This is a genomic window from Streptomyces sp. NPDC020422 (assembly GCF_044386705.1).
Classification (GTDB): Bacteria; Actinomycetota; Actinomycetes; order Streptomycetales; family Streptomycetaceae; genus Streptomyces.
Genome location: NZ_JBIRVJ010000003.1, coordinates 436,513 through 458,369 on the forward strand (window position 1 = coordinate 436,513; position 21,857 = coordinate 458,369).

Genomic DNA, 21,857 nt, shown 5'->3' on the forward strand with positions numbered 1-21,857 from the left:
GCGCCAACACGCCGCACGCGCCGGCGCGCAGACTGGACGGGCACGGGACGGCCCACGGGGGACGGCGGGCCGCCACGTGTCCCTTCCCCCCGCCGGCCACCGCCGTCGCGCCGTGGTGGCCGGTGCGGGGGCGGCCGCGGACTCGCCGCACCCACCCCATAGGATCCCGGCCCAGCGACCACGGGTCGGAAAGACGAGGGTGGGGACCATGAACGACTCCGGTAGACGGCGCGCCGCCGCACTGGTGCTTCCGCTGCTGCTGACGACGCTGGCCGCCTGCCAGTCCGGCGGCCAGGACGGCAGGCCGGAAGCGAAGCCCGCACCGCCCTCGGCCACCCCCGTCTTCTCGGTGCGGCTCGACGACCAGCTCTCCGCCGCGAGCGAGGCGACGCGGGCGGCCGGCTCCGCCGCCTTCACCTGGACCCTGCGCTACGGCTCCGCCAAGGGCACCGCCGTGGAACGCGTGACCGGTGTGCAGGACTACGCGAAGGACACCGCGCGAGCCGAACGGGTCCTCGACATCCCGCGCCGCTTCCCCGAGGACGCGGCCGCGGACCTCGGCGGTCAGCCCGGCGGCCCGCGCGAGCCGCAGCAGTACGCCGTCTCGGGCAACCGGGTCTCCTACCGGACCGCGGGCGGCAGCTGGCTGCGCTACTCGTCCAGCGCCTCGAGCGACGTCGTCGACCTCATGGACGACGCCCTCCAACGGGCCGGCGAGGTCGCGCCGTACGGCAGGACCCTCGCCGAGGTCGTCTCCGTCGCCGACGCGACGAAGCCCCCCGTGAAGGGCGCCGACGGCACCCGCACCTACCGGCTCGCCATCCCGCTCACCTACGCCACCGGGGCGCTGCCCAAGCGGATCGAGGTCGGCCAGGACAGCGCACGGCAGGCCCCCGGGCCGATCCCGCTGACCGTCGTCCTCGACGCCGAGGGGCGGCTCGTCCGCGCCACCGCCGACTACGCCCCCGCGCTCAAGCTGCTGCACGACGGGCACCGCCTGAAGGGCGTGACCTCGCTGCGCGCCGAGTACGTGCTCTCCGGCCACGGCAGGACGCCCGTACCGCCGCTGCCCGCGGGCGAGAGGACACAGGACGCCGAGAAGGTGCTGACGCCCGTGCACAAGGTGAGGCCGGGCGCCTGCGTCTCCCGGGACACCGGGCTCGCCTCGATCGACCTGGTCCGGGTGGTCGCCTGCGGCCCCGGCGCCGACCTGCGGGTCTTCGGACAGGTCAAGGTGAAGAAGACCATCCAGGGCGACCCGGACGGTGTCGCCCCGGGCATCGCCGAGGACAAGTGCGTGGCCGCCTACCGGTCGGTGCCCCGCGCCTGGATCGCGGACGCCCACCCGGCCGCCACCCACTACAGCTACGGCGGGGCCGCCGTCAGCTACGCGTACACCGGCCCCGACGTCACGGTCGAAGGCGACTACACCTGCTACGTCGACATCTCCGGCCGCTGACCCTCAGCCCCCCACCCGCAACAGCACCACCGACCGCCCCGCGACCGTGATCGTCCCCCCGCCCCGGTGCGCCGTCCCCGGGGCGCGGGACTGGTCCTCCAGGGCGGTGTCCACGACGCGTTCGTACGACTCCGCCCACGGCGGGCCCGGCAGCCGGTACTCCACCGGGCGGGGGCCGGCGTGCAGGATCGCGAGGAAGCTGTCGTCGGTGACCTGCTCGCCGCGCGCGTCACGGCCCGGTATGTCACGGCCCGACAGATAGAGGCCGAGCGTGGCGGCCGGCGCGTACCAGTCGGGCTCGGTCATCTCGGTGCCGTCCGCGGTGAACCACGCCAGGTCCCGCAGCCCGTCGGCGCCCTGGGGGCGACCGGAGAAGAAGGCACGGCGGCGCAGCACCGGGTGGCGGTGGCGCAGGGCGAGCAGGCGCCGGGTCAGGGCCAGCAGCTGGGCGCGGCCGGGGTCCTCGGGGAGGGTCCAGTCCAGCCAGCCGATCTCGTTGTCCTGGCAGTAGGCGTTGTTGTTGCCGCCCTGGGTGCGGCCCATCTCGTCGCCGGCGACGAGCATCGGCACCCCGGTCGAGAGCAGCAGCGTGGTCATCAGGTTGCGCAGCTGGCGGCGGCGCAGGGTGTTGACGGCCGGGTCGTCGGTCTCGCCCTCCGCACCGCAGTTCCAGGAGCGGTTGTCGTGCGTGCCGTCCCGGTTGCCCTCGCCGTTGGCCTCGTTGTGCTTGCGCTCGTAGGTGACGAGGTCGCGCAGGGTGAAGCCGTCGTGCGCGGTGACGAAGTTGACGGAGGCGTACGGCCGGCGCCCGCCCCAGGCGTACAGGTCGCTGGAGCCGGAGAGCCGGTAGCCGAGGTCCCGTACGTCGGGCAGGGCGCCGCGCCAGAAGTCCCGCACGGCGTCCCGGTAGCGGTCGTTCCACTCCGTCCACAGCGGCGGGAAGGAGCCCACCTGGTAGCCGCCGTTGCCCACGTCCCAGGGCTCCGCGATCAGCTTGACCCGGCGCAGCACCGGGTCCTGGGCGATGACCGCGAGGAAGGGCGAGAGCATGTCGACGTCGTGCATCGAGCGGGCGAGCGCCGCCGCCAGGTCGAAGCGGAAGCCGTCCACGCCCATCTCCGTCACCCAGTAGCGCAGGCTGTCGGTGATGAGCCGCAGCACCTGCGGCTGCACCACGTGCAGGGTGTTGCCGCAGCCGGTGTAGTCGGCGTAGCGCCGGGCGTCCGACTGGAGCCGGTAGTAGCCGCGGTTGTCGATGCCCTTCAGGGACAGCGTGGGGCCGAGCTCGCCGGCCTCGGCGGTGTGGTTGTAGACGACGTCGAGGATGACCTCGATCCCGGCGGCGTGCAGCGCCCGCACCATCCGCTTGAACTCGCCGACCTGCTGCCCCGCCGTGCCGCTCGACGAGTAACCGGCGTGCGGGGCGAAGTAGCCGATCGAGTTGTAGCCCCAGTAGTTGGTCAGGCCCCGCCGCAGCAGATGGTCCTCGTGCGCGAACTGGTGCACCGGCAGCAGCTCCACCGCGGTCACCCCGAGGCGGACGAGGTGCTCGATCGCCGCCGGGTGCGCGAGGCCCGCGTAGGTGCCGCGCAGCTGCTCGGGGATGCCCGGGTGGCGCGCGGTGAAGCCCTTGACGTGCACCTCGTAGATGACCGAGTCCGGCCAGGGCGTCTTGGGCCTGCGGTCGTCCGACCAGTCGTCGTCGTCCTGCACGACGACCCCCTTGGGGACGTGCGGGGCGGAGTCCCGCTCGTCGCGGACGGTGTCGGCGACATGCTGCTGGGGCCAGTCCCGCACGTGCCCGTACACCTCGGGCGGCAGCGCGAACTCGCCGTCGACGGCCCGTGCGTACGGGTCGAGGAGCAGCTTCGCCGGGTTCCAGCGGGCCCCGGTCCACGGGTCCCAGCGCCCGTGCACCCGGTAGCCGTACCGCTGTCCGGGGCCGACGCCGGGCACGAAGCCGTGCCAGATCTCGTGGGTCAGCTCGGTCAGTTCGAGCCGGCTCTCGGTGCCGTCGGCGTCGAACAGGCACAGCTCGACGGCCTCCGCACCGCCCGCCCACAGCGCGAAGTTGGTGCCCGCGACCCCGTCGGGGCCGACCCGGCAGCGGGCGCCCAGGGGCGTCGGCGCCCCCGGCCACACCACCCGCTGCGGCCCCTTCGGGGCGCGGGCATGCTCACGTACCGCCTGCTGCTCGGCTGCACTCGACACCGTCCCGGCCTCCCGCGGCTCTCCCCGCCCGGGGGGAAGGCGGCGTCCCGGCCACCCGTCCCCGCACGTGGTCCTCCCACCTGTTCTGCCCGCACGGCCGTGCTCCCAACATGCCCCGCACGCACGTTTCCCCTGGAGGGTGGCCGTCGTTGGGCCGGTCGTGAGACATCTGACGAAGCGGGCGGGGTACGCGCTCGCGGTGGCGGGACTGTTGGCGGGCCTCGCGGGCTGCACCGGAGCAGGCGCCGGCGGCGTGGACGTGGCGCTGCCGGGCAAGGCACGGGCACCGGGTGACGTGATCCGGGTCAGCCCCGAGGACGGCAGCCGCGGCGTGCCGGCGGACGGGCCCCTGGAGGTGAAGGTGGACAGCGGCCGGCTCGAACGGGTGACGGTCGTCCAGGTGGAGGACGCCCAGCGGAGCCGGGTGGCGGGGGAGATCTCCCCGGACGGGCTGCGCTGGCGGCCGCGCCCGGACACCCGGCTCGCGCTGGCCGCGAAGTACAGCGTGGACGCGGTCGCGCTCGACGCCCACGGGCGCCGCTCGGCGCGCCACACCACCTTCACGACCGTGGTGCCCGAGCACCGTTTCATCGGCTACTTCAAGCCGGAGAACCGCTCCACGGTCGGCACCGGCATGATCGTCTCCTTCTCCTTCAACCGGGAGATCGAGAACCGCGCGGCGGTCGAGCGGGCCATCCGGGTCACCTCGGACCCGCCGGTGGAGGTCGTCGGCCACTGGTTCGGCAAGGAGCGGCTGGACTTCCGCCCCGCCGCGTACTGGCAGCCGGGCACCGAGGTCACCGTCGAGCTCGACCTGCGCGACGTCGAGGGCTCGCCCGGGGTGTACGGGATCCAGCGCAAGAAGGTCGGCTTCACGGTGGGCCGCTCCCAGGTCTCCCTGGTCGACGCCGAGAAGCACACCATGGAGATCCGCAGGGACGGCGACCTGCTCACCACGCTGCCGATCACGGCGGGGGCGCCGAAGACCACCACGTACAACGGGAAGATGGTGGTCACCGAGCTGTACGAGGTGACGCGGATGGACGGCCGGACGGTCGGGTTCGGCGGCGAGTACGACATCAAGGACGTGCCGCACGCGATCCGGCTGACCGACTCGGGGACCTTCCTGCACGGCAACTACTGGGCCTCGGCCTCGACCTTCGGTTCGGCGAACGTCAGCCACGGCTGCGTCGGCCTGCGGGACGTGAAGGGCGGCGGCGCGGACACCCCGGCCGGCTGGTTCTTCGACCGGACCCTCATCGGCGACGTGGTCGAGGTCGTCAACTCGCGCGACAAGCAGGTGGCCGCCGACAACGGTCTGGGCGGCTGGAACCTGGACTGGGGCGCGTGGAGGGCCGGTTCCGCGCTGGACTGATCCCGGTCGGCCCGGAACGTCCCCCGCACCCCGCGTGAACTGGGACTGAACGGTGACATTCGCGTGGAACTTTCGTGTCTTCGGGTGTGATTATCTAACGCCGTGTGCGCGGGAGGATGCGCACGGGGGTGGGGCCCGAGCTGTGCCGGGTCGTCCGAGGGGAGAAGACCATAGTGAACGGGCAGCCGATATCCGGAGGGACCGCCGGACGACGGCGCCGAGGCGCCCGCCTCGGGGCGCTGGCGACGGGGACGCTGCTCCTCGCGCTGACCGCGTGCGGCGGCGGCGGTGCCACCGGCGGCGGCAAGGGTGGCCAGGACCCGGCGGGCAACGGCGGCAAGCAGGAGATCGCGGCCTCCACGGCGGTCGTGACGATCGCCCCCAAGGACGGCGCCGACTCGGTCGCCACCAGCGGGGCCCTCAAGGTGACGGCCGATCAGGGCAAGCTGACCACCGTCACGGTCGCCGACACCAAGGGCACCCCGGTCGAGGGGAAGATCGCGGCGGACGGCACGAGCTGGGAGCCGCTCGGACACCTGTCCGCGGGCACCCAGTACAAGGTGCACGCGGTCGCCAAGGACGCCGAGGGCCGCGAGTCGGCCAAGGACACCACCTTCAGCACGCTGGTCCCCAAGAACACCTTCATCGGCCACTACACGCCGGAGGACGGTTCGACCGTCGGCGTGGGCATGCCGGTCTCCATCAACTTCACCCGGGGGATCACCAACCCGGAGGCCGTCGAGCGCGCCATCAAGGTGACGGCGGAGCCGGCGGTCGAGATCGAGGGCCACTGGTTCGGCAACGACCGCCTCGACTTCCGCCCCGAGGAGTACTGGGCCGCGGGCACCAAGGTGACCGTCAAGCTCAACCTGGACGGCGTCGAGGGCCGCCCGGGCGTCTACGGCAAGCAGAAGAAGACCATCACCTTCACCATCGGCCGCCGCCAGGTCTCCACGGTCGACGCGAGCGCCAAGACGATGAAGGTCGAGCGCGACGGCAAGATCATCAAGACCCTGCCGATCACCGCCGGCGCGCCGTCCACGACCACGTACAACGGTCAGATGGTCATCAGCGAGAAGTACAAGGTGACCCGCATGAACGGCGCCACCGTGGGCTTCGGCGGCGAGTACGACATCAAGGACGTGCCGCACGCGATGCGCCTGTCCACCTCGGGCACCTTCGTGCACGGCAACTACTGGGCCTCGTCCTCCACCTTCGGCTCGGCCAACGTCAGCCACGGCTGCGTCGGTCTGGAGGACTCCCGCGGCGCCGGGGACAGCTCGACGCCCGCCGCCTGGTTCTACGACCGCTCGATCATCGGTGACGTCGTCATCGTGAAGAACTCGCGCGACAAGCAGATCCGCCCGGACAACGGCCTCAACGGCTGGAACATGTCCTGGTCGGAGTGGAAGGCCTGACGGGTCCCGAGGATCCGCGCGAGGGACCCGGTGCTGTGACCAACCGCACCGGGTCCCTCGCCGTTAACGGCGGCTAACCTCGGACCATGACTGTGAACCTCGAAGTCGCCGAAGGCGTCGGCACGATCCGCCTCGACCGCCCCCCGATGAACGCCCTGGACATCGCCACCCAGGACCGGCTGCGCGAGCTGGCGGAGGAGGCCACCGACCGCGACGACGTGCGGGCCGTGATCCTCTACGGCGGCGAGAAGGTGTTCGCGGCCGGCGCGGACATCAAGGAGATGCAGCTCATGGACCACGCGGCCATGGTCAAGCGGTCCCGCGCGCTGCAGGACTCCTTCACCGCGATCGCCCGGATCCCCAAGCCCGTCGTCGCGGCCGTCACGGGCTACGCCCTGGGCGGGGGCTGCGAGCTGGCGCTCTGCGCCGACTACCGGATCGCCGCCGACAACGCCAAGCTGGGCCAGCCCGAGATCCTGCTCGGCCTCATCCCCGGCGCCGGCGGCACCCAGCGGCTCTCCCGTCTGATCGGCCCCTCGAAGGCCAAGGACCTCATCTTCACCGGCCGGATGGTGAAGGCGGACGAGGCGCTTCAGCTGGGTCTCGTCGACCGGGTCGTGCCGGCCGCCGAGGTCTACGAGCAGGCGCACGCCTGGGCCGCGAAGCTGGCGCAGGGCCCGGCCATCGCCCTGCGTGCGGCCAAGGAGTCGATCGACCAGGGCCTGGAGGCCGACATCGACACCGGTCTCGCCATCGAACGCAACTGGTTCGCCGGTCTGTTCGCGACGGAGGACCGGGAGCGCGGGATGCGCAGCTTCGTCGAGGAGGGTCCGGGTAAGGCCAAGTTCGCCTGACTCTGGCATATGCCGAGCGAATCCCCCGGAATTGTCGATTCCGGGGGGTCGAATCCCCCGGAACGGCCCCGCGTTCCGCTCCGTGCGGCCATGATGGGGGCATGGCGGGCCTGGAAGGTATGGATCAACCGCGGCAGCGCGGCGGTGCGACCGCCGCCCGGTGGGTACCGGCCGCAGAGGACGAACAGGCCGCGGAAGCACTGCAGTTGTACGGGAACCCGGCCGAGGAGGATGTCCGGCTGCCGTCCCGTCCCGAGTCCGCCGCGGTCGCCCGCCGGCTCACCCAGTGGGTCGTGCTGCGCCAGTGGGCGCTCACTCCGCTGATCGCCGAGCACGCGGTGCTGCTCGTCTCCGAGCTGGTCGGCAACGCCGTCCGGCACACCGGGGCCCGGGTCTTCGCCCTGCGCATGCTCCGCCGTCGCGGCTGGATCAGGATCGAGGTGCGCGACCCCTCGCGCGGGCTGCCCTGTCTGATGCCGGTGCACGAGCTCGACACCAGCGGCCGGGGCCTCTTCCTCGTCGACAAGCTCTCCGACCGCTGGGGCGTCGACCTCGCCCCGCGCGGCAAGACCACCTGGTTCGAGATGCGGGTCTCCGACCGCTAGGGGGCGTGCGCCCGGACGCACGAAAGCCCCCGTCCGCCGTGGTGAGGCGCGTGGGGGCTTTCGTGTGGTGCGCCGTGGATTGGGGGGGGTGTATCCACGGCCGCTATGTCGACCTGGCCCGGGTCAATGGGGGTCGTGTCTCCGACTATGGCAGACGGGCGGCCTCTCCGCCAAAAGTCCCTACCGGTGCATATCCGGACAAACGCGAACAGTTTACCGATGAATCGTTGGTGACATGGAGCACCACCCTTGTAAATGGTGAATAGGTATGGCGTTCATCGGGTGTTTCCTCGCCTTGTCCGCATGGTGGACCGTTGATCTTGACCCGCAAACGTCCTGAATTGGCCCAATCCACACCAATCGGGCATACCAGCCTTTTAATGGTCCCGTGATGCCGACCGACCGCCGCGGTGCCCTCCGGGCCGGCGCGGCCACCGCCCTCGCGGGCGCCCTCGCCACCGCGTGCGGTACGGAGCCGCGCCCGGCGCCGCCCCCCAAGGGCCCCGCGCCCGCGCCCGCCGCCCCCTCGCCCCGGCGCTACCCGGGCATGCCCGACGAGATCGCCCACGGCCCCCGGGACCGCCCAAGGGTCGCCCTCACCTTCCACGGACAGGGCGACCCCGCCCTCGCCCGCGCCGTGCTCGGCCACGCCGAGCGGGCCGGCGCCCGCGTCACCGTCCTCGCCGTCGGCGACTGGCTCGACCAGCACCCCGAGATGGCCCGCCGCGTCCTCGACGGCGGCCACGAGCTCGGCAACCACACCCAGCGCCACCTCGACGTCGACGCCATGACCGAGGCCCAAGCCGTCGAGGAGATCCAGGCCTGCGCCACCCGGCTGCGCCGGCTCACCGGCTCCATCGGCACCTGGTTCCGGCCCTCCCGCACCCAGCACGCCGGCGAAACGGTCCGCCAGGCCGCCCGGCGGGTCGGCTACCCGCACGTCCTCTCGTACGACGTCGACTCCCTCGACTTCACCTCGCCGGGGCCCGCGGCCGTCGTCGCCAACGTCACCGGCGCGATCCGCGACGGGTCGGTGGTCAGCCTCCACTTCGGCTACGCCGACACCGTCGCCGCGCTCCCCCTCCTCCTCGCCGACCTCGACCGCCGCGGCCTGCGCGCGGTGACCACCACGGAGCTGCTGACCTGATGCCGACCCACGCCCCCCGCCCGACCCGCCGCACCCGGAACCTGCTCGCCGCCGCCCTGCTCCTCGCCCTCGCCGGCTGCGGCAGCCCGCACCCCGCCGAGAACGGCGGCGGCACCAAGAAGGCCGCCGCGCTGCCCGCCGTACCGAAACCGGCCGCCGCCCCCGCCGGGCTGCCCGGCATGCCGCCGCTGCTGAAGCCGGACGACGTCTACGCGGCCGACCGGCCGGGCCGGCTCTCCCCGGTCGTCCGGGGCTTCCCCTCCCGGGTGTACGTCCCCAACACCACCTCCAACACGGTCTCGGTCATCGACCCCGCCACGTACAAGGTCATCGAGACCATCCCGGTCGGCAACCAGCCGCAGCACGTCGTCCCCTCCTGGGACATGAAGACCCTCTGGGTCAACAACAACCGCGGCCACACGCTCACCCCCATCGACCCGGCCACCGGCGTCGCCGGCAAGCCCGTCGAGGTGCACGACCCGTACAACCTCTACTTCACCCCCAACGGCAAGTACGCCGTCGTCATGGCCTCGCTCGACCGCGAACTCGTCTTCCGCGACCCGCACACCATGGAACGCAGGAAGACCGTCCCCGTCTCCTGCTACGGCGTCAACCACGCCGACTTCTCCGCCGACGGGCGCTACTTCGTCGTCTCCTGCGAGTTCTCCGGCGAACTCCTCAAGGTCGACACCGAGAAGATGGAGGTCATCGGCCAGCAGAAGCTGCCCTTCCAGGGCGCCATGCCGCAGGACGTGAAGATCTCCCCGGACGGCAAGACCTTCTACATCGCCGACATGATGGCCCACGGCATGTGGGTGCTCGACGGGGAGAAGTTCACCACCCCCACCCTGCTCCCCACCGGCAAGGGCTGCCACGGCCTCTACGTCTCCCGCGACTCCAAGGAGATGTACGTCTCCAACCGCGGCGAGGGGTCCGTCTCCGTCTTCGACTTCACCCGGAACAAGCTGACCAAGAAGTGGTGGCTGCCCGACGGCGGATCGCCCGACATGGGCGGTGTCTCCGCCGACGGCAAGGTGCTGTGGCTCTCCGGCCGCTACGACTCGGAGGTCTACGCCCTCGACACGAGCACCGGAAAGCAGCTCGCCCGCATCCCCGTCGGCGGCGGCCCGCACGGCCTGGCGGTCTACCCCCAGCCGGGCCGGTACTCGCTCGGCCACACCGGCATCTTCCGGTAGGGCGGAAGACCCCTGGGCCGTGTCCGGACACGGCCTAGACCGCGACGAGCAGCGCCTCCGCGCCCACCGGGCGGTAACCCGCCGCCTGGAAGGTGCGGACGCTGCGCGCGTTGCCCGGGGTGTTCTGGGCCCACACCACGGCGTCCGGGGTCAGCTGCCGGGCCGCCGTCGCGAGCGCCCGTCCCAGGCCCCGGTGCCGGGCGCCCTCGTCCACCTCGACGGCGACTTCCATCCGGCCCGCGACACCCCGCCCGAGGATCAGCACCCCGCCGTCCGCCGCCCACACCCGGACCTCGTCCCGGTACTTCAGCGCCCGCGCCACCCGCGGATGCCCCTGGTCCCGGATCTCCCGCAGCTCGATCTCCGGCTCACCCGGCAGGGCGTCCGCGACCGCCATCAGGTCGACCGTGCTCACCTGCCGGCCCGTGCGCGCCATCAGCGCCGCATGGAACCGCGGGGTCATGCTCGCCACCAGCGGATCCGTCGACGCGGCCGCCAGCTCCGCCCGTATCCACTCCGGGTCCTCGTCCAGGAAGACCACCGAGTGGGCCGTGAACGACAGCACCCCCGCGTCCCGCCCGTTCGGCTGGGGAAGGATCGTCGTCGACCCGTCCGGCGGCGGGAAACCGCCGTGCGCCGCCGCTGCCAGGATCCGTGCCACTTCGGTGCTCATACCCCCATCATCGGGCACCGCGGGGCCCGATAATCTGGCCCCCGACATCGAAGCACCATGAAGGGGCGGAAGCAGTGGCCGACATCAACGAGGCGCGCACGGCGTTCGACAAGTTCGACGTGGACAAGGACGGCTTCATCACGGCCGCCGAGTACAAGCACGTCATGGCCGAGATGGGCGACTTCAACGTGACGGAGACCGTCGCCGAGGCGCTCATCAAGCAGCGCGACGACAACGGCGACGGCGTGCTCTCCTGGGACGAGTTCTGGGGCCACCTCAACAAGGCCTGAGCCGTCCGGGCCCCGACGGGCGGCACCGTACGACCAAGCGTACGTACGCGAGTTGCCGCCCGTCCGGCCCCCGGTGACGATCGTCCGGTGACGCTCCCCGGACCCCTCGGCACCCCGACCCGGCTCACCGCGGCCGTGCTCGCCGCGGTCGCCGTCCTCGCCGTCGCGCTCCTCGGCGCCGGACTCGCCCAGACGGGCACCGGCGAACTGGAGATCCCCGCCGCGGGCACGATCACCCTGCTGCGCCTGCTCTTCCTCGTCGCCCTCGCCGTCCAGCTCGGCGAGCTCGCCGGCGTCCGCTGCGCCGGCGAGGGGCCGCTGCCCCGCCGCTGGTCCCTGCCCGCCGCCATGCTCGGCTGCGCCTCCTCCGCGGGCCTCCTCGTCCTCCTCGCCGTCATCAGCGGCCTGAAGCTGACCACCGTCTACGGGCTGCGCGAGGGCCGGCTCCTGCTCGTCACCGCCAACGCCTTCGCGTTGGCGGCCCTGTGCGCCGCCTCCCGGCGCCCCTCCCTCGCCCTCGCCCCGCTCGCCGTCGGGATCGGCGCGGAGGCCCTGCGCGCCCACCCCGAGGCGTACAGCCCGGCCATCGGCTTCGGGCTCACGGTGGTGCACCTGACCGGCGCCTCGCTGTGGTTCGGCACCCTGCTGTACGTGCTGCGCACCATGCGGCTGCGCGGCGGCGGCCGGGACGTGCTGATGCGCTACGCCAGGATGGCCGCCTGGGTCTTCGCGGCACTCGCCGTCACCGGCACCTGCTCCACCCTGCGCCGCCTCCCGCTCGACGCCGTCCTCACCACCGCGTACGGGCGTGTCCTGCTGGTCAAGCTCGCCCTCTTCGGCCTGACCGCCCTGCTCGCGCTCACCGCCCGTCGCCGCATGCTCGGCGGTGGTGACGCCCGGCCCCCGGCCCGGATCGAGCTGGCGGTGCTCGGTCTCGTGGTGCTGGTCTCGGCGCTGCTCACGGTGGTCCCGGACCCCCACTGGCTGATTTCGTGACCCTGTGTACACGACATGCGGAGCTGCGTGTCGGGGAGGAACATGGGGAGTGATCCACCCACCCCCCTCATCCTCATGTCCACTGCCCTGCGACTGGTGCGTCGACTGCTGACGGCGGTGCTTCTGAGCGCAGCGATCAGCGTGGGGCCGGTCGGCTTCACGCCGCCGGCGGCGGGGGCCGCTGCCCGGTTGAAGGTGGAGGCGCTCTCCCTGGGCCCCGACTCCGGACCGGCCGGGACGCACGTCCAGGTGGGCGGCACCGGCTTCGAGCACTGCGACGCGGCGAAGCTCGGCGTGGAGGGCGGGACCACCACCACGGTGTACGTGAACCAGGCGTCCCACACCCTGGGCGGCACCGTCACGATCCCGCAGGGCACCGCCGCCGGCCCGGTCGAGATCGTCGCCGACTGCTCTCCGGACCCCGACTACGCCACGGCGACCTTCACGGTGACCGCTCCCGCCGCCGAGCAGAAGAGCCCCGAGCAGAAGAGTCCCGAGCAGCAGAGCCCCGGCGAAAAGACCGGCCCCTGTTGCGAGAACCCGGACGTCACGCTGGACAAGTCCGAAGGACCGCCCGGGACGCAGTACACCATCTCGGGCTCGGGCTTCGGCACGTGCTACGCCCAGGACGTCCGGCTGTACGTGGAAGGGGAGAAGGGGAACCTGCTGGACTACCCCGTCGACGTCGGTGCGGAGACGGGCACCTTCAGTCAGGAGCTGACCGTCCCGAAGACGGCGACACCGGGCACCTACTCGATCACGGCCGCCTGCGTCCAGTTCCCGGACATCAAGGCGAGCGCCCCCTTCACGGTGACGGAGGCGCAGACCGCGGATCCCCGGCTCACCCTCGACCCGTCCCAGGGGGAGAAGGGGACCTCCGCCCAGGCCGACGGCACCGGCTTCACCTGCCCGGACGTCGAGCTCAGCTGGGACGACGGCGCGGTGCTCACCCCCGCGACGGTCACGGACGGCGGCTTCGGCACCGGGATCACGATCCCGGCGGACGCCCAGCCCGGCGACCACACCGTACGGGCGGCCTGCACGGCGGATCCCGCGCAGTACGCCGACGCCCCGTTCTCCGTGACCGAGAGTCCTACGGACAACAGCGGCGGGACCACGCAGGACGGAGGGACGACGCAGGACGGCGGGACGACGCAGGACGGCGGCACGACCGACGGCGGGACGACGCAGGACGGCGGCACGACCGACGGCGGGACCACCCAGGACGGCGGCACGACCGACGGCGGCGGCACCGGCGGCGGTACCGGCGGCACCACCACCGACGGCGGCACGACGCACAGCGGCGGTGGGTCCTCCACCCCCGTCGGGTGGATCGCCGGGCCCGCCTCGCTCGGCGGGGCCCTGGCGCTCGCCGTCGCCGCCGGTGCCTACTTCGGGCGGCTGCACCGCGGCCCCCGCTGGGTCCGCGGCCACGTCAAGGCGACCCTCCGCCCCGTCACCGGCACCGCGGCCCTGACCGAGGAGCGCGGGCTCGGTGAGCCGCCCACCCACACGACCCGGCTCGACCCGCACCCCGACCCCGGCCGGCAGACCGTCGAAGGCCCCGAGGAGGAGAGATGACCACCACGACCGCCGCCCCCGAGACCGTCCGGTCGATCCTGCTCGGGCCGGGGGAGGACCTGGACGGCCCGCTGCGTGCCCACGGCACGGCGGGCCCGCTGCTCGCCCCGGTGCGGGGCCGGACCCCCGCAGCCGACCGGGCCGTCGAGCACGAGCTGGCCACCGTCGTCGACGACTTCCTGGGCCTGGACCTGCTCGATCTCGTCGCCGGCGGCTGGCGCTCGCACGGGGCCCTGAGGGAGGCCGCCCGCCGCACCCGGGACCTGCCGGGCAGCGAGGAGGTCGTCGCGCTGGCGACCCACCGGGTCACCTCGACGCACCGGCCGTTCGTCGACGTCTACGTGGACGGGGCGAAGCTCGGCACGCTCCAGGTGGAGCTGAACCTGGTCTTCTGGGTGGCCGGGTTCGTCTGCGTGGTCCGCGACGCCTGCATGACGGGGGTGAACGCGGGGAACTGCGCGGTGGACGCGAGCCTGGCCGTGCAGGGGGCCGTGCTCGCCGAGCGCAAGGGCCGCCCGGTCGACCTCCCCGGCGGTTTCGCGCTGCGCGGCCCCGTGCCGCTGCTGCGGGACGAGCCGAGGCCCCACGAGGCCCCGACCGTCCCCGGCGTCAGCACTCGATGATGTTCACCGCGAGACCGCCGCGCGCGGTCTCCTTGTACTTCACGCTCATGTCCGCTCCGGTCTCCTTCATGGTCTTGATGACCTTGTCGAGGGAGACCAGGTGGCTGCCGTCGCCGCGCATCGACATCTTCGCCGCGGTGACGGCCTTGACCGCCGCCATGCCGTTGCGCTCGATGCACGGGATCTGGACCAGGCCGCCGACCGGGTCGCAGGTGAGGCCGAGGTTGTGCTCCATGCCGATCTCGGCCGCGTTCTCCACCTGCTCGGGGGAGCCGCCGAGGACCTCGGCGAGGGCGCCGGCCGCCATCGAGCAGGCCGAGCCGACCTCGCCCTGGCAGCCGACCTCGGCGCCGGAGATCGAGGCGTTCTCCTTGAAGAGCATGCCGATCGCACCGGCCGCGAGGAGGAAGCGGACCACGCCGTCCTCCTTCTCCTCCGGGGTGCAGGAGCCGGTGCCGAAGTTCATGTAGTAGTGCAGGACGGCGGGGATGATGCCGGCCGCGCCGTTCGTCGGGGCGGTGACCACCCGGCCGCCCGCGGCGTTCTCCTCGTTCACGGCCATCGCGTAGAGGGTGATCCACTCCATCGCGTGCGCGGCCGGGTCGCCCTCGGAGCGCAGCTTGCGGGCCGAGGTGGCGGCGCGCCGGCGGACCTTCAGCCCGCCGGGCAGGATGCCCTCGCGGGACATGCCGCGCGAGACGCAGGCCTGCATGACCCGCCAGATCTCCAGGAGACCCGCGCGGATCTCCTCCTCGGTGCGCCAGGCCTTCTCGTTCTCCAGCATCAGCGAGGAGATCGACAGACCGGTCTCCCGGGTGAGGCGGAGCAGCTCGTCACCGGTGCGGAAGGGGTACTTCAGGACGGTGTCGTCCGGGACGATCGGGTTCTCGCCGGCGACGGCGTCCTCGTCGACGACGAAGCCGCCGCCGACCGAGTAGTAGGTCTTCTCCAGGACCAGCGAGCCCTCGGCGTCGTACGCGAAGACCGTCATGCCGTTGGCGTGGTACGGCAGCGCCTTGCGGCGGTGCAGGACCAGGTCGTCGTCGAAGGAGAACGGGATCTCGTGCATGCCGAGCAGGTTGATCCGGCCGCTCGCCTTGATCCGCTCGAACTCGTCGTCGGCCTTCTCGACGTCGACGGTGCGCGGGGAGTTGCCCTCCAGGCCGAGCAGGACGGCCTTCGGGGTGCCGTGGCCGTGGCCGGTGGCGCCCAGCGAGCCGTAGAGCTCCGCTCGTATCGCCGCCGTGTGGGCGAGCAGGCCCTCGTTCTTGAGCCGGCGGGCGAACATCCGGGCCGCGCGCATGGGGCCCACCGTGTGGGAGCTCGACGGGCCGATGCCGATCGAGAACAGGTCGAAGACCGAGATGGCCACGGGGGAACTCCTTGTGGGGGCTAGACGCCGTTGTCTGCCGGGGTGGTGCAGAAACGTGGAGCGGGGAGCAAGGGGCCGGGGCACCCACTCACCGTCCAGTGTGCGGGTGCCCCGGAAGTTTCGTACGAACGGGTTCGAACGAACCCGGTAACAAAAGGGTACGAAACTACTTCAGGCCGGGGTACAGCGGGTGCTTGTCGGCGAGCGCCGTCACCCGGGCCTTCAGCGCCTCGGCGTCGAAGCCGGGCTTCAGCGTCTCGGCGATGATGTCGGCGACCTCGGCGAAGTCCTCGGCCTGGAAGCCGCGGGTGGCGAGGGCCGGGGTGCCGATCCGCAGACCGGAGGTGACCATCGGCGGGCGCGGGTCGTTCGGAACGGCGTTCCGGTTGACCGTGATGCCCACCTCGTGGAGGCGGTCCTCGGCCTGCTGGCCGTCGAGCTCCGAGTCGCGCAGGTCGACCAGGAGCAGGTGCACGTCGGTGCCGCCGGACAGCACCGAGACGCCGTGCTCCGTGACGTCGTCCTGGACCAGGCGCTCGGCGATGATCCGGGCGCCCTCGAGGGTGCGCTGCTGGCGCTCCTTGAACTCCTCCGAGGCCGCGACCTTGAAGGAGACGGCCTTGGCGGCGATCACGTGCTCCAGCGGACCGCCCTGGAAGCCGGGGAAGACCGAGGAGTTCAGCTTCTTGGCGAACTCCTTCTTCGCCAGGATGATGCCGCCGCGCGGGCCGCCGAGCGTCTTGTGCGTGGTCGAGGTGACCACGTCCGCGTACTCGACCGGGTTCGGGTGCAGACCCGCGGCGACCAGGCCCGCGAAGTGGGCCATGTCGACCCACAGGTAGGCCTCGACCTCGTCGGCGATCCGGCGGAACTCGGCGAAGTCCAGCTGGCGCGGGTAGGCGGACCAGCCCGCGATGATCACCTTGGGGCGGTGCTCCTTGGCGAGGCGCTCGACCTCGGCCATGTCGACCAGACCGGCCTCGTCGACGTGGTACGCGACCACGTTGAACTGCTTGCCGGAGAAGTTCAGGCGCATGCCGTGGGTCAGGTGACCGCCGTGCGCCAGGTCGAGGCCGAGGATCGTGTCGCCCGGCTGGGCGATCGCGAAGAGCGCGGCCTGGTTGGCGGAGGCGCCGGAGTGGGGCTGCACGTTGGCGTACTCGGCGCCGAACAGGTCCTTGATCCGGTCGATGGCGATCTGCTCGGCCACGTCGACGTGCTCGCAGCCGCCGTAGTAGCGGCGGCCCGGGTAGCCCTCGGCGTACTTGTTGGTGAGGACCGAGCCCTGGGCCTCCATGACCGCGACCGGAGCGAAGTTCTCCGAGGCGATCATCTCGAGGGTGGACTGCTGGCGGCGGAGCTCGGCGTCGACGGCGGCGGCGACGTCCGGGTCCAGCTCGTGGAGAGGGGTGTTCAGAAGCGACATGAATCGATCCCTGGGGGTCTCGGTTTAGCCGGCGGTGAAGGCGGTGTACTCGTCGGCGGTGAGCAGGTCGTCCGGCTCGCCCGCGAGGCGCACCTTGAACAGCCAGCCGCCCTCGAACGGAGCGGAGTTCACGAGCGACGGGTCGTCGACGACGTCCTGGTTGGCCGCGACGACCTCACCGGTCACCGGGGCGTACAGGTCGCTGACGGACTTGGTGGACTCCAGCTCGCCGCAGGACTCGCCCGCGGTCACCGTGTCGCCGACCTCGGGAAGCTGCACGTAGACGATGTCACCGAGCGCGTTGGCCGCGTGCTCCGTGATGCCGACCGTGGCGACGCCGTCCTCGACGGCCGACAGCCACTCGTGCTCCTTGCTGTAGCGCAGCTGCTGGGGGTTGCTCATGACCTGATTCTCCTGGATGCGGGGAGTGCGGATGTACGTGAGTCTTGCGGGATGAGACACCAAGTGAGACGGGGGCATGAGGGAAACGTCACTTCTCGGGCCCCCGAGCGCCACTCGGGTCCCTCATGTCACTTCTGACGCTTGTAGAACGGCAGCGCCACGACCTCGTACGGCTCGTGCGTGCCGCGGATGTCGACGCCCACGCCCTCGGTGCCGGGCGCGGCGAATTCCGCGTCCACGTAGGCGATGGCGATCGGCTTGCCGAGGGTCGGGGACGGGGCACCGGAGGTGACCTCGCCGATGATCTCGCCGTTCGCGACGACGGAGAAGCCGGCGCGCGGGACCCGGCGGCCCTCGGCGATCAGGCCGACCAGCTTGCGCGGCGGGGCGGACTCGGCGCGCTCGGCGGCCTTCTCCAGCGCCTCGCGGCCCACGAAGCGCCCCTCGTTGGTGGTCTTCTCGAACTTCACGACCCTGCCCAGGCCCGCGTCGAACGGCGTCAGCGCGGTGGTCAGCTCGTGGCCGTACAGCGGCATGCCCGCCTCCAGGCGGAGCGTGTCGCGGCAGGACAGGCCGCAGGGGATCAGGCCGACGCCCTCGCCCGCCTCGGTCAGCGCCTTCCAGACGCCCTCGGCGTGCTCGGGCTTCAGGAACAGCTCGAAGCCGTCCTCGCCGGTGTAGCCGGTGCGGGCGATCAGCGCGGGCACGCCGGCGACGGTGCCGGGCAGACCGGCGTAGTACTTCAGGCCGTCCAGGTCGGCGTCGGTGAGGGACTTCAGGATGCCGGGGGACTCCGGGCCCTGGACGGCGATCAGCGCGTAGGCGTCGCGGTCGTCGCGGACCTCGGCGTCGAAGCCCGCCGCGCGCTCGGTGAGGGCGTCGAGGACGACCTGGGCGTTGGAGGCGTTGGCGACGACCATGTACTCGGTCTCGCCCAGGCGGTAGACGATCAGGTCGTCGAGGATGCCGCCGTCCTCCTGGCAGATCATCGTGTAGCGGGCGCGGCCGTTGCCCACCGTGGAGATGTTGCCGACGAGGGCGTAGTCCAGAAGGTCGACGGCCTGCGGGCCGGTGACGGTGATCTCGCCCATGTGGGAGAGGTCGAAGAGCCCCGCCTTGGTGCGGACGGCGACGTGCTCGTCGCGCTCGCTGGTGTAGCGCAGCGGCATGTCCCAGCCGGCGAAGTCGGTCATGGTCGCGCCCAGCGAACGATGCAGCGCATCGAGGGCGGTCAGGCGGGGGGCAGTGCTCATCGGGTGGCTCCCGGGTCCCAGGGCGTGCAGGGCACGACATGCATGACGGAGGACGGTCCTCCCCATCTGTCATGGAACCTGAGAGGTTCACCGAGGGCATCCCCGGCTTGCACCTTGGGTGGGGCCGCGACGGCGCGGCCCGCTTTTCAGATCTGCCTCATCCACGCGGTACGGGGCCTGAGAGATTCAAGGGAGGAACTTGCTCCTTCGGCGCCCGGGCGCACCCTGTGACTGCGGTGCGTGACCGGAACTCTCCCGCGCGGATTCGAGCGGCCGGTATGCGGTTGTGGACGCTCGTGCGAGCGCCTGCGCGCACATCATTGCACGGCGGTTCGGCGCGGCAAATCGCTTGCGTCTCATTACCGTTTCTTTACACTTCCTGGGCAAGGGTCCCCGCGGACCCGATCTGGGGGAGTGATGCGATGACGAGGCCGCCCACGCAGCCGAGCCGGCACAGCGGCGCCTACGCCACGAGCGCGGGCATACCCGTGCAGCGCACCGGCGACCGGGCCCGCGCCCGCACCCGCCGCCGGGGCCGGCTCCTGCGCGACCTGCGCGACCGCGGCGGACGCGGCCCCCGCACCCTGGCCTACGCCACCGGGGACGTCGTGGTCGTCTCCGGACTGCCCGGCAGCGGCAAGTCGACACTGATGGCCCGCACCGCCGAGGGCCGCGCCATCGACTCGCAGCACACCCGCGAGCGCTGGGAGGCCCGGCTGCCCCGCTTCCTGCCGTACGCGGTCTACCGCCCGCTCGCCCGCATCGCCCACTACGCCGGACTCCGCCGCGCCCTGCGCTCCGGGGCCGGTGTCGTCGTCCACGACTGCGGCACCCAGTCCTGGGTCCGCGGCTGGCTCGCCCGCGAGGCCAGGCGCCGCGGCACCGCCCTGCACCTGATCCTGCTCGACGTCGAACCCGAGACCGCCCGAGCCGGCCAGCTCGCCCGCGGCCGAGGCGTCTCCGGCTACGCCTTCGCCCGCCACCGGCGGGCCGTCGGCCGGCTCCTGCGCACCGCGGAGGAGGGCAGGCTGCCCCCGGGCTGCGCCTCGGTGACCCTGCTCGACCGGGACGCCGCCGACGCCCTGCGGAAGATCGGGTTCCGCGACGTGTCCTGAAGCACTCCGCGCCCTTTCCGGTCCCTTTTCGGTCACGGCGGCGCCGAGGCGCCGTTAAGGTGCTGAACCGCACCGTGTGCTGGACGCGCGTACGTGTGCCGGACGCACCGGATGCCGAGAGGGGACGTGAGAGAACCGTGGACGTGACGTGGCCGGGCAACGAGCTCGAGGAAGTACTGGCCGCCTCCCTCGGCAACCCCTCCGCCGGCGGCCGCCTCGTCGAGGTGCTGGGACGCAGCGCCGTCTGGGTGCCGCTGCCCAACGGCGGCGGCCCCGACAGCACCGACCTCGACCTGCCCACCATGGAGATCGACGGCTACGCCTACGTGCCCGTCTTCAGCTCCGAGCAGCAGTTCCTCGCCTGCGTCGGCACCCACATGTCCTTCACCGTGGCCCCCGCCCGCGACTTCGCCCGCGGACTGCCCCCGCAGCTCGGCATCGCCGTGAACCCCGGCGGCACCGTCGGCGTCCCGCTGCCCCCGCCCGCCGTCGCCGAGCTCTGCCGGGTCGGCCGCACCCCGCTCGACGGGCCCGCGAGCGGCGGCCGCGTCCGCCTCTTCGAGCCCGACTGGCAGGACGACCCGGTCGACTTCCTGGCCGCCGCCTCCGCCGAGTTCGAGGCCCTCGGAACCGTCGCCACCGCCCGCCGCGTCCTCGCCAGCGTCGAGGGCACCGAACCGGCCCTCTTCATCGGAGTCCAGCTGCTCACCCCGGACGCCGACCGCAACGGGCCGCTCGACGCCCTCGGACGCGCCCTCGGACGCGTCGAGGTCGCCTGGCCGGTCAACCTGATCCTGCTCGACGTGGCCCAGGACCCGGTGGGCGACTGGATGCTGGCGAAGGTGCGCCCCTTCTTCCAGCGCGCCGCCGTGTGAGCGCCCCCCTGTTTAAGCTGAACTGATTCACGCCGGGCCACACCACGGGACGGCAGGCCACACCGCGATACGGACAACGAGGGGCGGGAACCGAAGGTGAGCGCGTCAGGCACCGCTGCGACCGGTCAGGTCGAGCACATGCTGCGCCAGGTGGCACCCGGGCGCCACGACGCCTACGAGCAGTTGCTGCACGCCCTCGCCGGCTCCGACGTCTGGATGCTGCTCTGGCAGGGCTCGCCCGGCTCGCCCGACGCCCAGTACGGGAACATGGAGGTCGACGGCTTCGGGTACGCCCCCTGCGTCACCTCCGCCCAGGAGCTCGCCGCCTCCGGCTGGAACCGCGCCCACGAGCTCACCTCCGGGCTGGAGATCGCCCGCGCCCTCTACCCCGACCGCTGGGGCATCTGGCTCAATCCGCACGCCCCCGGCGGCGGCGTGGGCATCCCCTGGGCCGATCTGCGCCGGATCGCCACCGGTCTGGACCGGATGCCCGCCGGACCCCTGCGGCTCTCCGAGCCCGCGGTGGAGATCCCGCAGTTCTACGCGCTGCTCACGCAGAACGCCCACCGCACCCCCGCCGTGCGCTCGCTGCGCCGCGCCTGGGTGCAGCCCGCGCTCGGCTCCCCGTACCTCGCCATCGGTCTCGACCTCTACGACTCCTCGCCGGCCTCCGTCGAGGCGGTCCGGGCGATGATGCGCCAGACGGTCGCCGCCGTCCCGGAGGGGCTGCCCGTCTCCACCGTCGCCATGTCCGACGCGTACGACCCGGTCGCGATGTGGCTGGGCGCCCACGCCCGCCCCTTCTACGACCGCGACGCGCACGCCGCCCCGGCGGCTCCGGGCGCGCCCGGCTACGGCTACCCCCCGGCAGCGCCCCGCACGTACTGATACGTCCGGTCCCGTCCCGTCCGTCCCCCCAATTCACCCCTGCGCGGCAGGAGTTGGGCCGGATGTCCGATCTGGTCGAATAGCGGCCGAGTTGGTCC

The 21,857-nt window shown here is 72.4% G+C and carries 20 protein-coding genes and 1 riboswitch; of the genes, 14 read left to right on the forward strand and 6 right to left on the reverse strand.

The genetic code is table 11. The features are described 5' to 3' along the window. Positions 1–208: 208 nt before the first annotated feature. Positions 209–1,459 (forward strand): hypothetical protein, encoded by a 1,251-nt coding sequence (locus ACH414_RS09420; RefSeq protein WP_391769412.1) that lies wholly within the window; start codon positions 209–211, stop codon positions 1,457–1,459. 3 nt (positions 1,460–1,462) lie between these two features. Here the strand turns inward: ACH414_RS09420 and glgX are convergent, their stop codons facing one another. Continuing rightward, the gene (glgX, locus tag ACH414_RS09425; RefSeq protein WP_382538099.1) at positions 1,463–3,670 is read right to left on the reverse strand and encodes a glycogen debranching protein GlgX; all 2,208 of its coding nucleotides are present in this window, start codon (positions 3,668–3,670) and stop codon (positions 1,463–1,465) included. Positions 3,671–3,830: 160 nt separating this feature from the next. On the opposite strand from glgX, the gene ACH414_RS09430 reads away from it, so the two are divergent. From ACH414_RS09430 to ACH414_RS09455, 6 genes are all read left to right on the forward strand, one after another. Further along, positions 3,831–5,045, forward strand: a complete 1,215-nt coding sequence (locus ACH414_RS09430; RefSeq protein WP_382538102.1) for an Ig-like domain-containing protein — start codon at positions 3,831–3,833, stop codon at positions 5,043–5,045. A 173-nt stretch (positions 5,046–5,218) separates the two neighbouring features. Further along, entirely contained in the window at positions 5,219–6,463 is a 1,245-nt protein-coding gene (locus ACH414_RS09435; RefSeq protein ID WP_398941359.1) for an Ig-like domain-containing protein, read from the forward strand. An 86-nt stretch (positions 6,464–6,549) separates the two neighbouring features. Then, positions 6,550–7,317: an enoyl-CoA hydratase/isomerase family protein gene (locus ACH414_RS09440; protein ID WP_382538108.1), complete on the forward strand. Its 768-nt coding sequence runs from the start codon at positions 6,550–6,552 to the stop codon at positions 7,315–7,317. Positions 7,318–7,418: 101 nt separating this feature from the next. Then, positions 7,419–7,922, forward strand: a complete 504-nt coding sequence (locus tag ACH414_RS09445) for an ATP-binding protein (protein ID WP_382538110.1) — start codon at positions 7,419–7,421, stop codon at positions 7,920–7,922. A gap of 391 nt (positions 7,923–8,313) precedes the next feature. Beyond that, the gene (locus ACH414_RS09450) at positions 8,314–9,069 is read left to right on the forward strand and encodes a polysaccharide deacetylase family protein (RefSeq protein ID WP_382538113.1); all 756 of its coding nucleotides are present in this window, start codon (positions 8,314–8,316) and stop codon (positions 9,067–9,069) included. Further along, entirely contained in the window at positions 9,069–10,265 is a 1,197-nt protein-coding gene (locus ACH414_RS09455; RefSeq protein WP_382538116.1) for a YncE family protein, read from the forward strand. The genes ACH414_RS09450 and ACH414_RS09455 overlap by 1 nt, the downstream gene beginning before the upstream one ends. Positions 10,266–10,299: 34 nt before the next feature. Here ACH414_RS09455 and ACH414_RS09460 read toward each other — a convergent pair whose 3' ends face one another. Beyond that, positions 10,300–10,938 carry a GNAT family N-acetyltransferase gene (locus tag ACH414_RS09460; RefSeq protein ID WP_398941363.1) on the reverse strand — a complete coding sequence of 213 codons (639 nt, stop codon included), beginning with the start codon at positions 10,936–10,938 and terminating at the stop codon, positions 10,300–10,302. A gap of 74 nt (positions 10,939–11,012) precedes the next feature. Here ACH414_RS09460 and ACH414_RS09465 point away from each other — a divergent pair, with 74 nt between their 5' ends. The 4 genes from ACH414_RS09465 to ACH414_RS09480 all read left to right on the forward strand — a co-directional run bounded on the left by ACH414_RS09465 (position 11,013) and on the right by ACH414_RS09480 (position 14,428). Then, positions 11,013–11,228, forward strand: a complete 216-nt coding sequence (locus ACH414_RS09465) for an EF-hand domain-containing protein (protein ID WP_382538122.1) — start codon at positions 11,013–11,015, stop codon at positions 11,226–11,228. Between the two features lie 87 nt (positions 11,229–11,315). Next, positions 11,316–12,224 (forward strand): CopD family protein, encoded by a 909-nt coding sequence (locus tag ACH414_RS09470; protein WP_386565702.1) that lies wholly within the window; start codon positions 11,316–11,318, stop codon positions 12,222–12,224. Between the two features lie 75 nt (positions 12,225–12,299). After that, complete coding sequence (locus tag ACH414_RS09475) at positions 12,300–13,805, forward strand: hypothetical protein (RefSeq protein ID WP_398941366.1); 1,506 nt, start codon at positions 12,300–12,302, stop codon at positions 13,803–13,805. Then, positions 13,802–14,428 carry a hypothetical protein gene (locus ACH414_RS09480; protein ID WP_398941368.1) on the forward strand — a complete coding sequence of 209 codons (627 nt, stop codon included), beginning with the start codon at positions 13,802–13,804 and terminating at the stop codon, positions 14,426–14,428. Before ACH414_RS09475 ends, ACH414_RS09480 begins: the two co-directional genes overlap by 4 nt. On the opposite strand, the gene ACH414_RS09485 is transcribed toward ACH414_RS09480, so the two are convergent. The 4 genes from ACH414_RS09485 to gcvT all read right to left on the reverse strand — a co-directional run bounded on the left by ACH414_RS09485 (position 14,415) and on the right by gcvT (position 18,881). Further along, the gene (locus tag ACH414_RS09485; RefSeq protein WP_382538133.1) at positions 14,415–15,800 is read right to left on the reverse strand and encodes an L-serine ammonia-lyase; all 1,386 of its coding nucleotides are present in this window, start codon (positions 15,798–15,800) and stop codon (positions 14,415–14,417) included. The two genes, ACH414_RS09480 and ACH414_RS09485, sit on opposite strands and share 14 nt — an antisense overlap. A 166-nt stretch (positions 15,801–15,966) precedes the next feature. Beyond that, positions 15,967–17,226 (reverse strand): serine hydroxymethyltransferase, encoded by a 1,260-nt coding sequence (gene glyA, locus ACH414_RS09490; RefSeq protein ID WP_382538137.1) that lies wholly within the window; start codon positions 17,224–17,226, stop codon positions 15,967–15,969. Between the two features lie 24 nt (positions 17,227–17,250). Beyond that, positions 17,251–17,628, reverse strand: a complete 378-nt coding sequence (gene gcvH / locus ACH414_RS09495) for a glycine cleavage system protein GcvH (protein ID WP_382538140.1) — start codon at positions 17,626–17,628, stop codon at positions 17,251–17,253. A gap of 128 nt (positions 17,629–17,756) precedes the next feature. Continuing rightward, a complete protein-coding gene (gcvT, locus tag ACH414_RS09500) occupies positions 17,757–18,881 on the reverse strand; it encodes a glycine cleavage system aminomethyltransferase GcvT (RefSeq protein ID WP_398941371.1) in 1,125 nt (374 codons plus the stop codon). Positions 18,882–19,037: 156 nt separating this feature from the next. Further along, a riboswitch (glycine riboswitch) is annotated at positions 19,038–19,149 on the reverse strand. Between the two features lie 154 nt (positions 19,150–19,303). Between gcvT and ACH414_RS09505 the strand changes: the two genes are divergently transcribed. From ACH414_RS09505 to ACH414_RS09515, 3 genes are all read left to right on the forward strand, one after another. Continuing rightward, positions 19,304–19,996 (forward strand): AAA family ATPase, encoded by a 693-nt coding sequence (locus ACH414_RS09505; RefSeq protein ID WP_386565693.1) that lies wholly within the window; start codon positions 19,304–19,306, stop codon positions 19,994–19,996. Between the two features lie 137 nt (positions 19,997–20,133). Further along, complete coding sequence (locus tag ACH414_RS09510) at positions 20,134–20,871, forward strand: enhanced serine sensitivity protein SseB (RefSeq protein ID WP_382538149.1); 738 nt, start codon at positions 20,134–20,136, stop codon at positions 20,869–20,871. 96 nt (positions 20,872–20,967) lie between these two features. Next, positions 20,968–21,759: an enhanced serine sensitivity protein SseB C-terminal domain-containing protein gene (locus ACH414_RS09515; protein ID WP_382538152.1), complete on the forward strand. Its 792-nt coding sequence runs from the start codon at positions 20,968–20,970 to the stop codon at positions 21,757–21,759. The last annotated feature ends 98 nt before the right edge of the window (positions 21,760–21,857 follow it).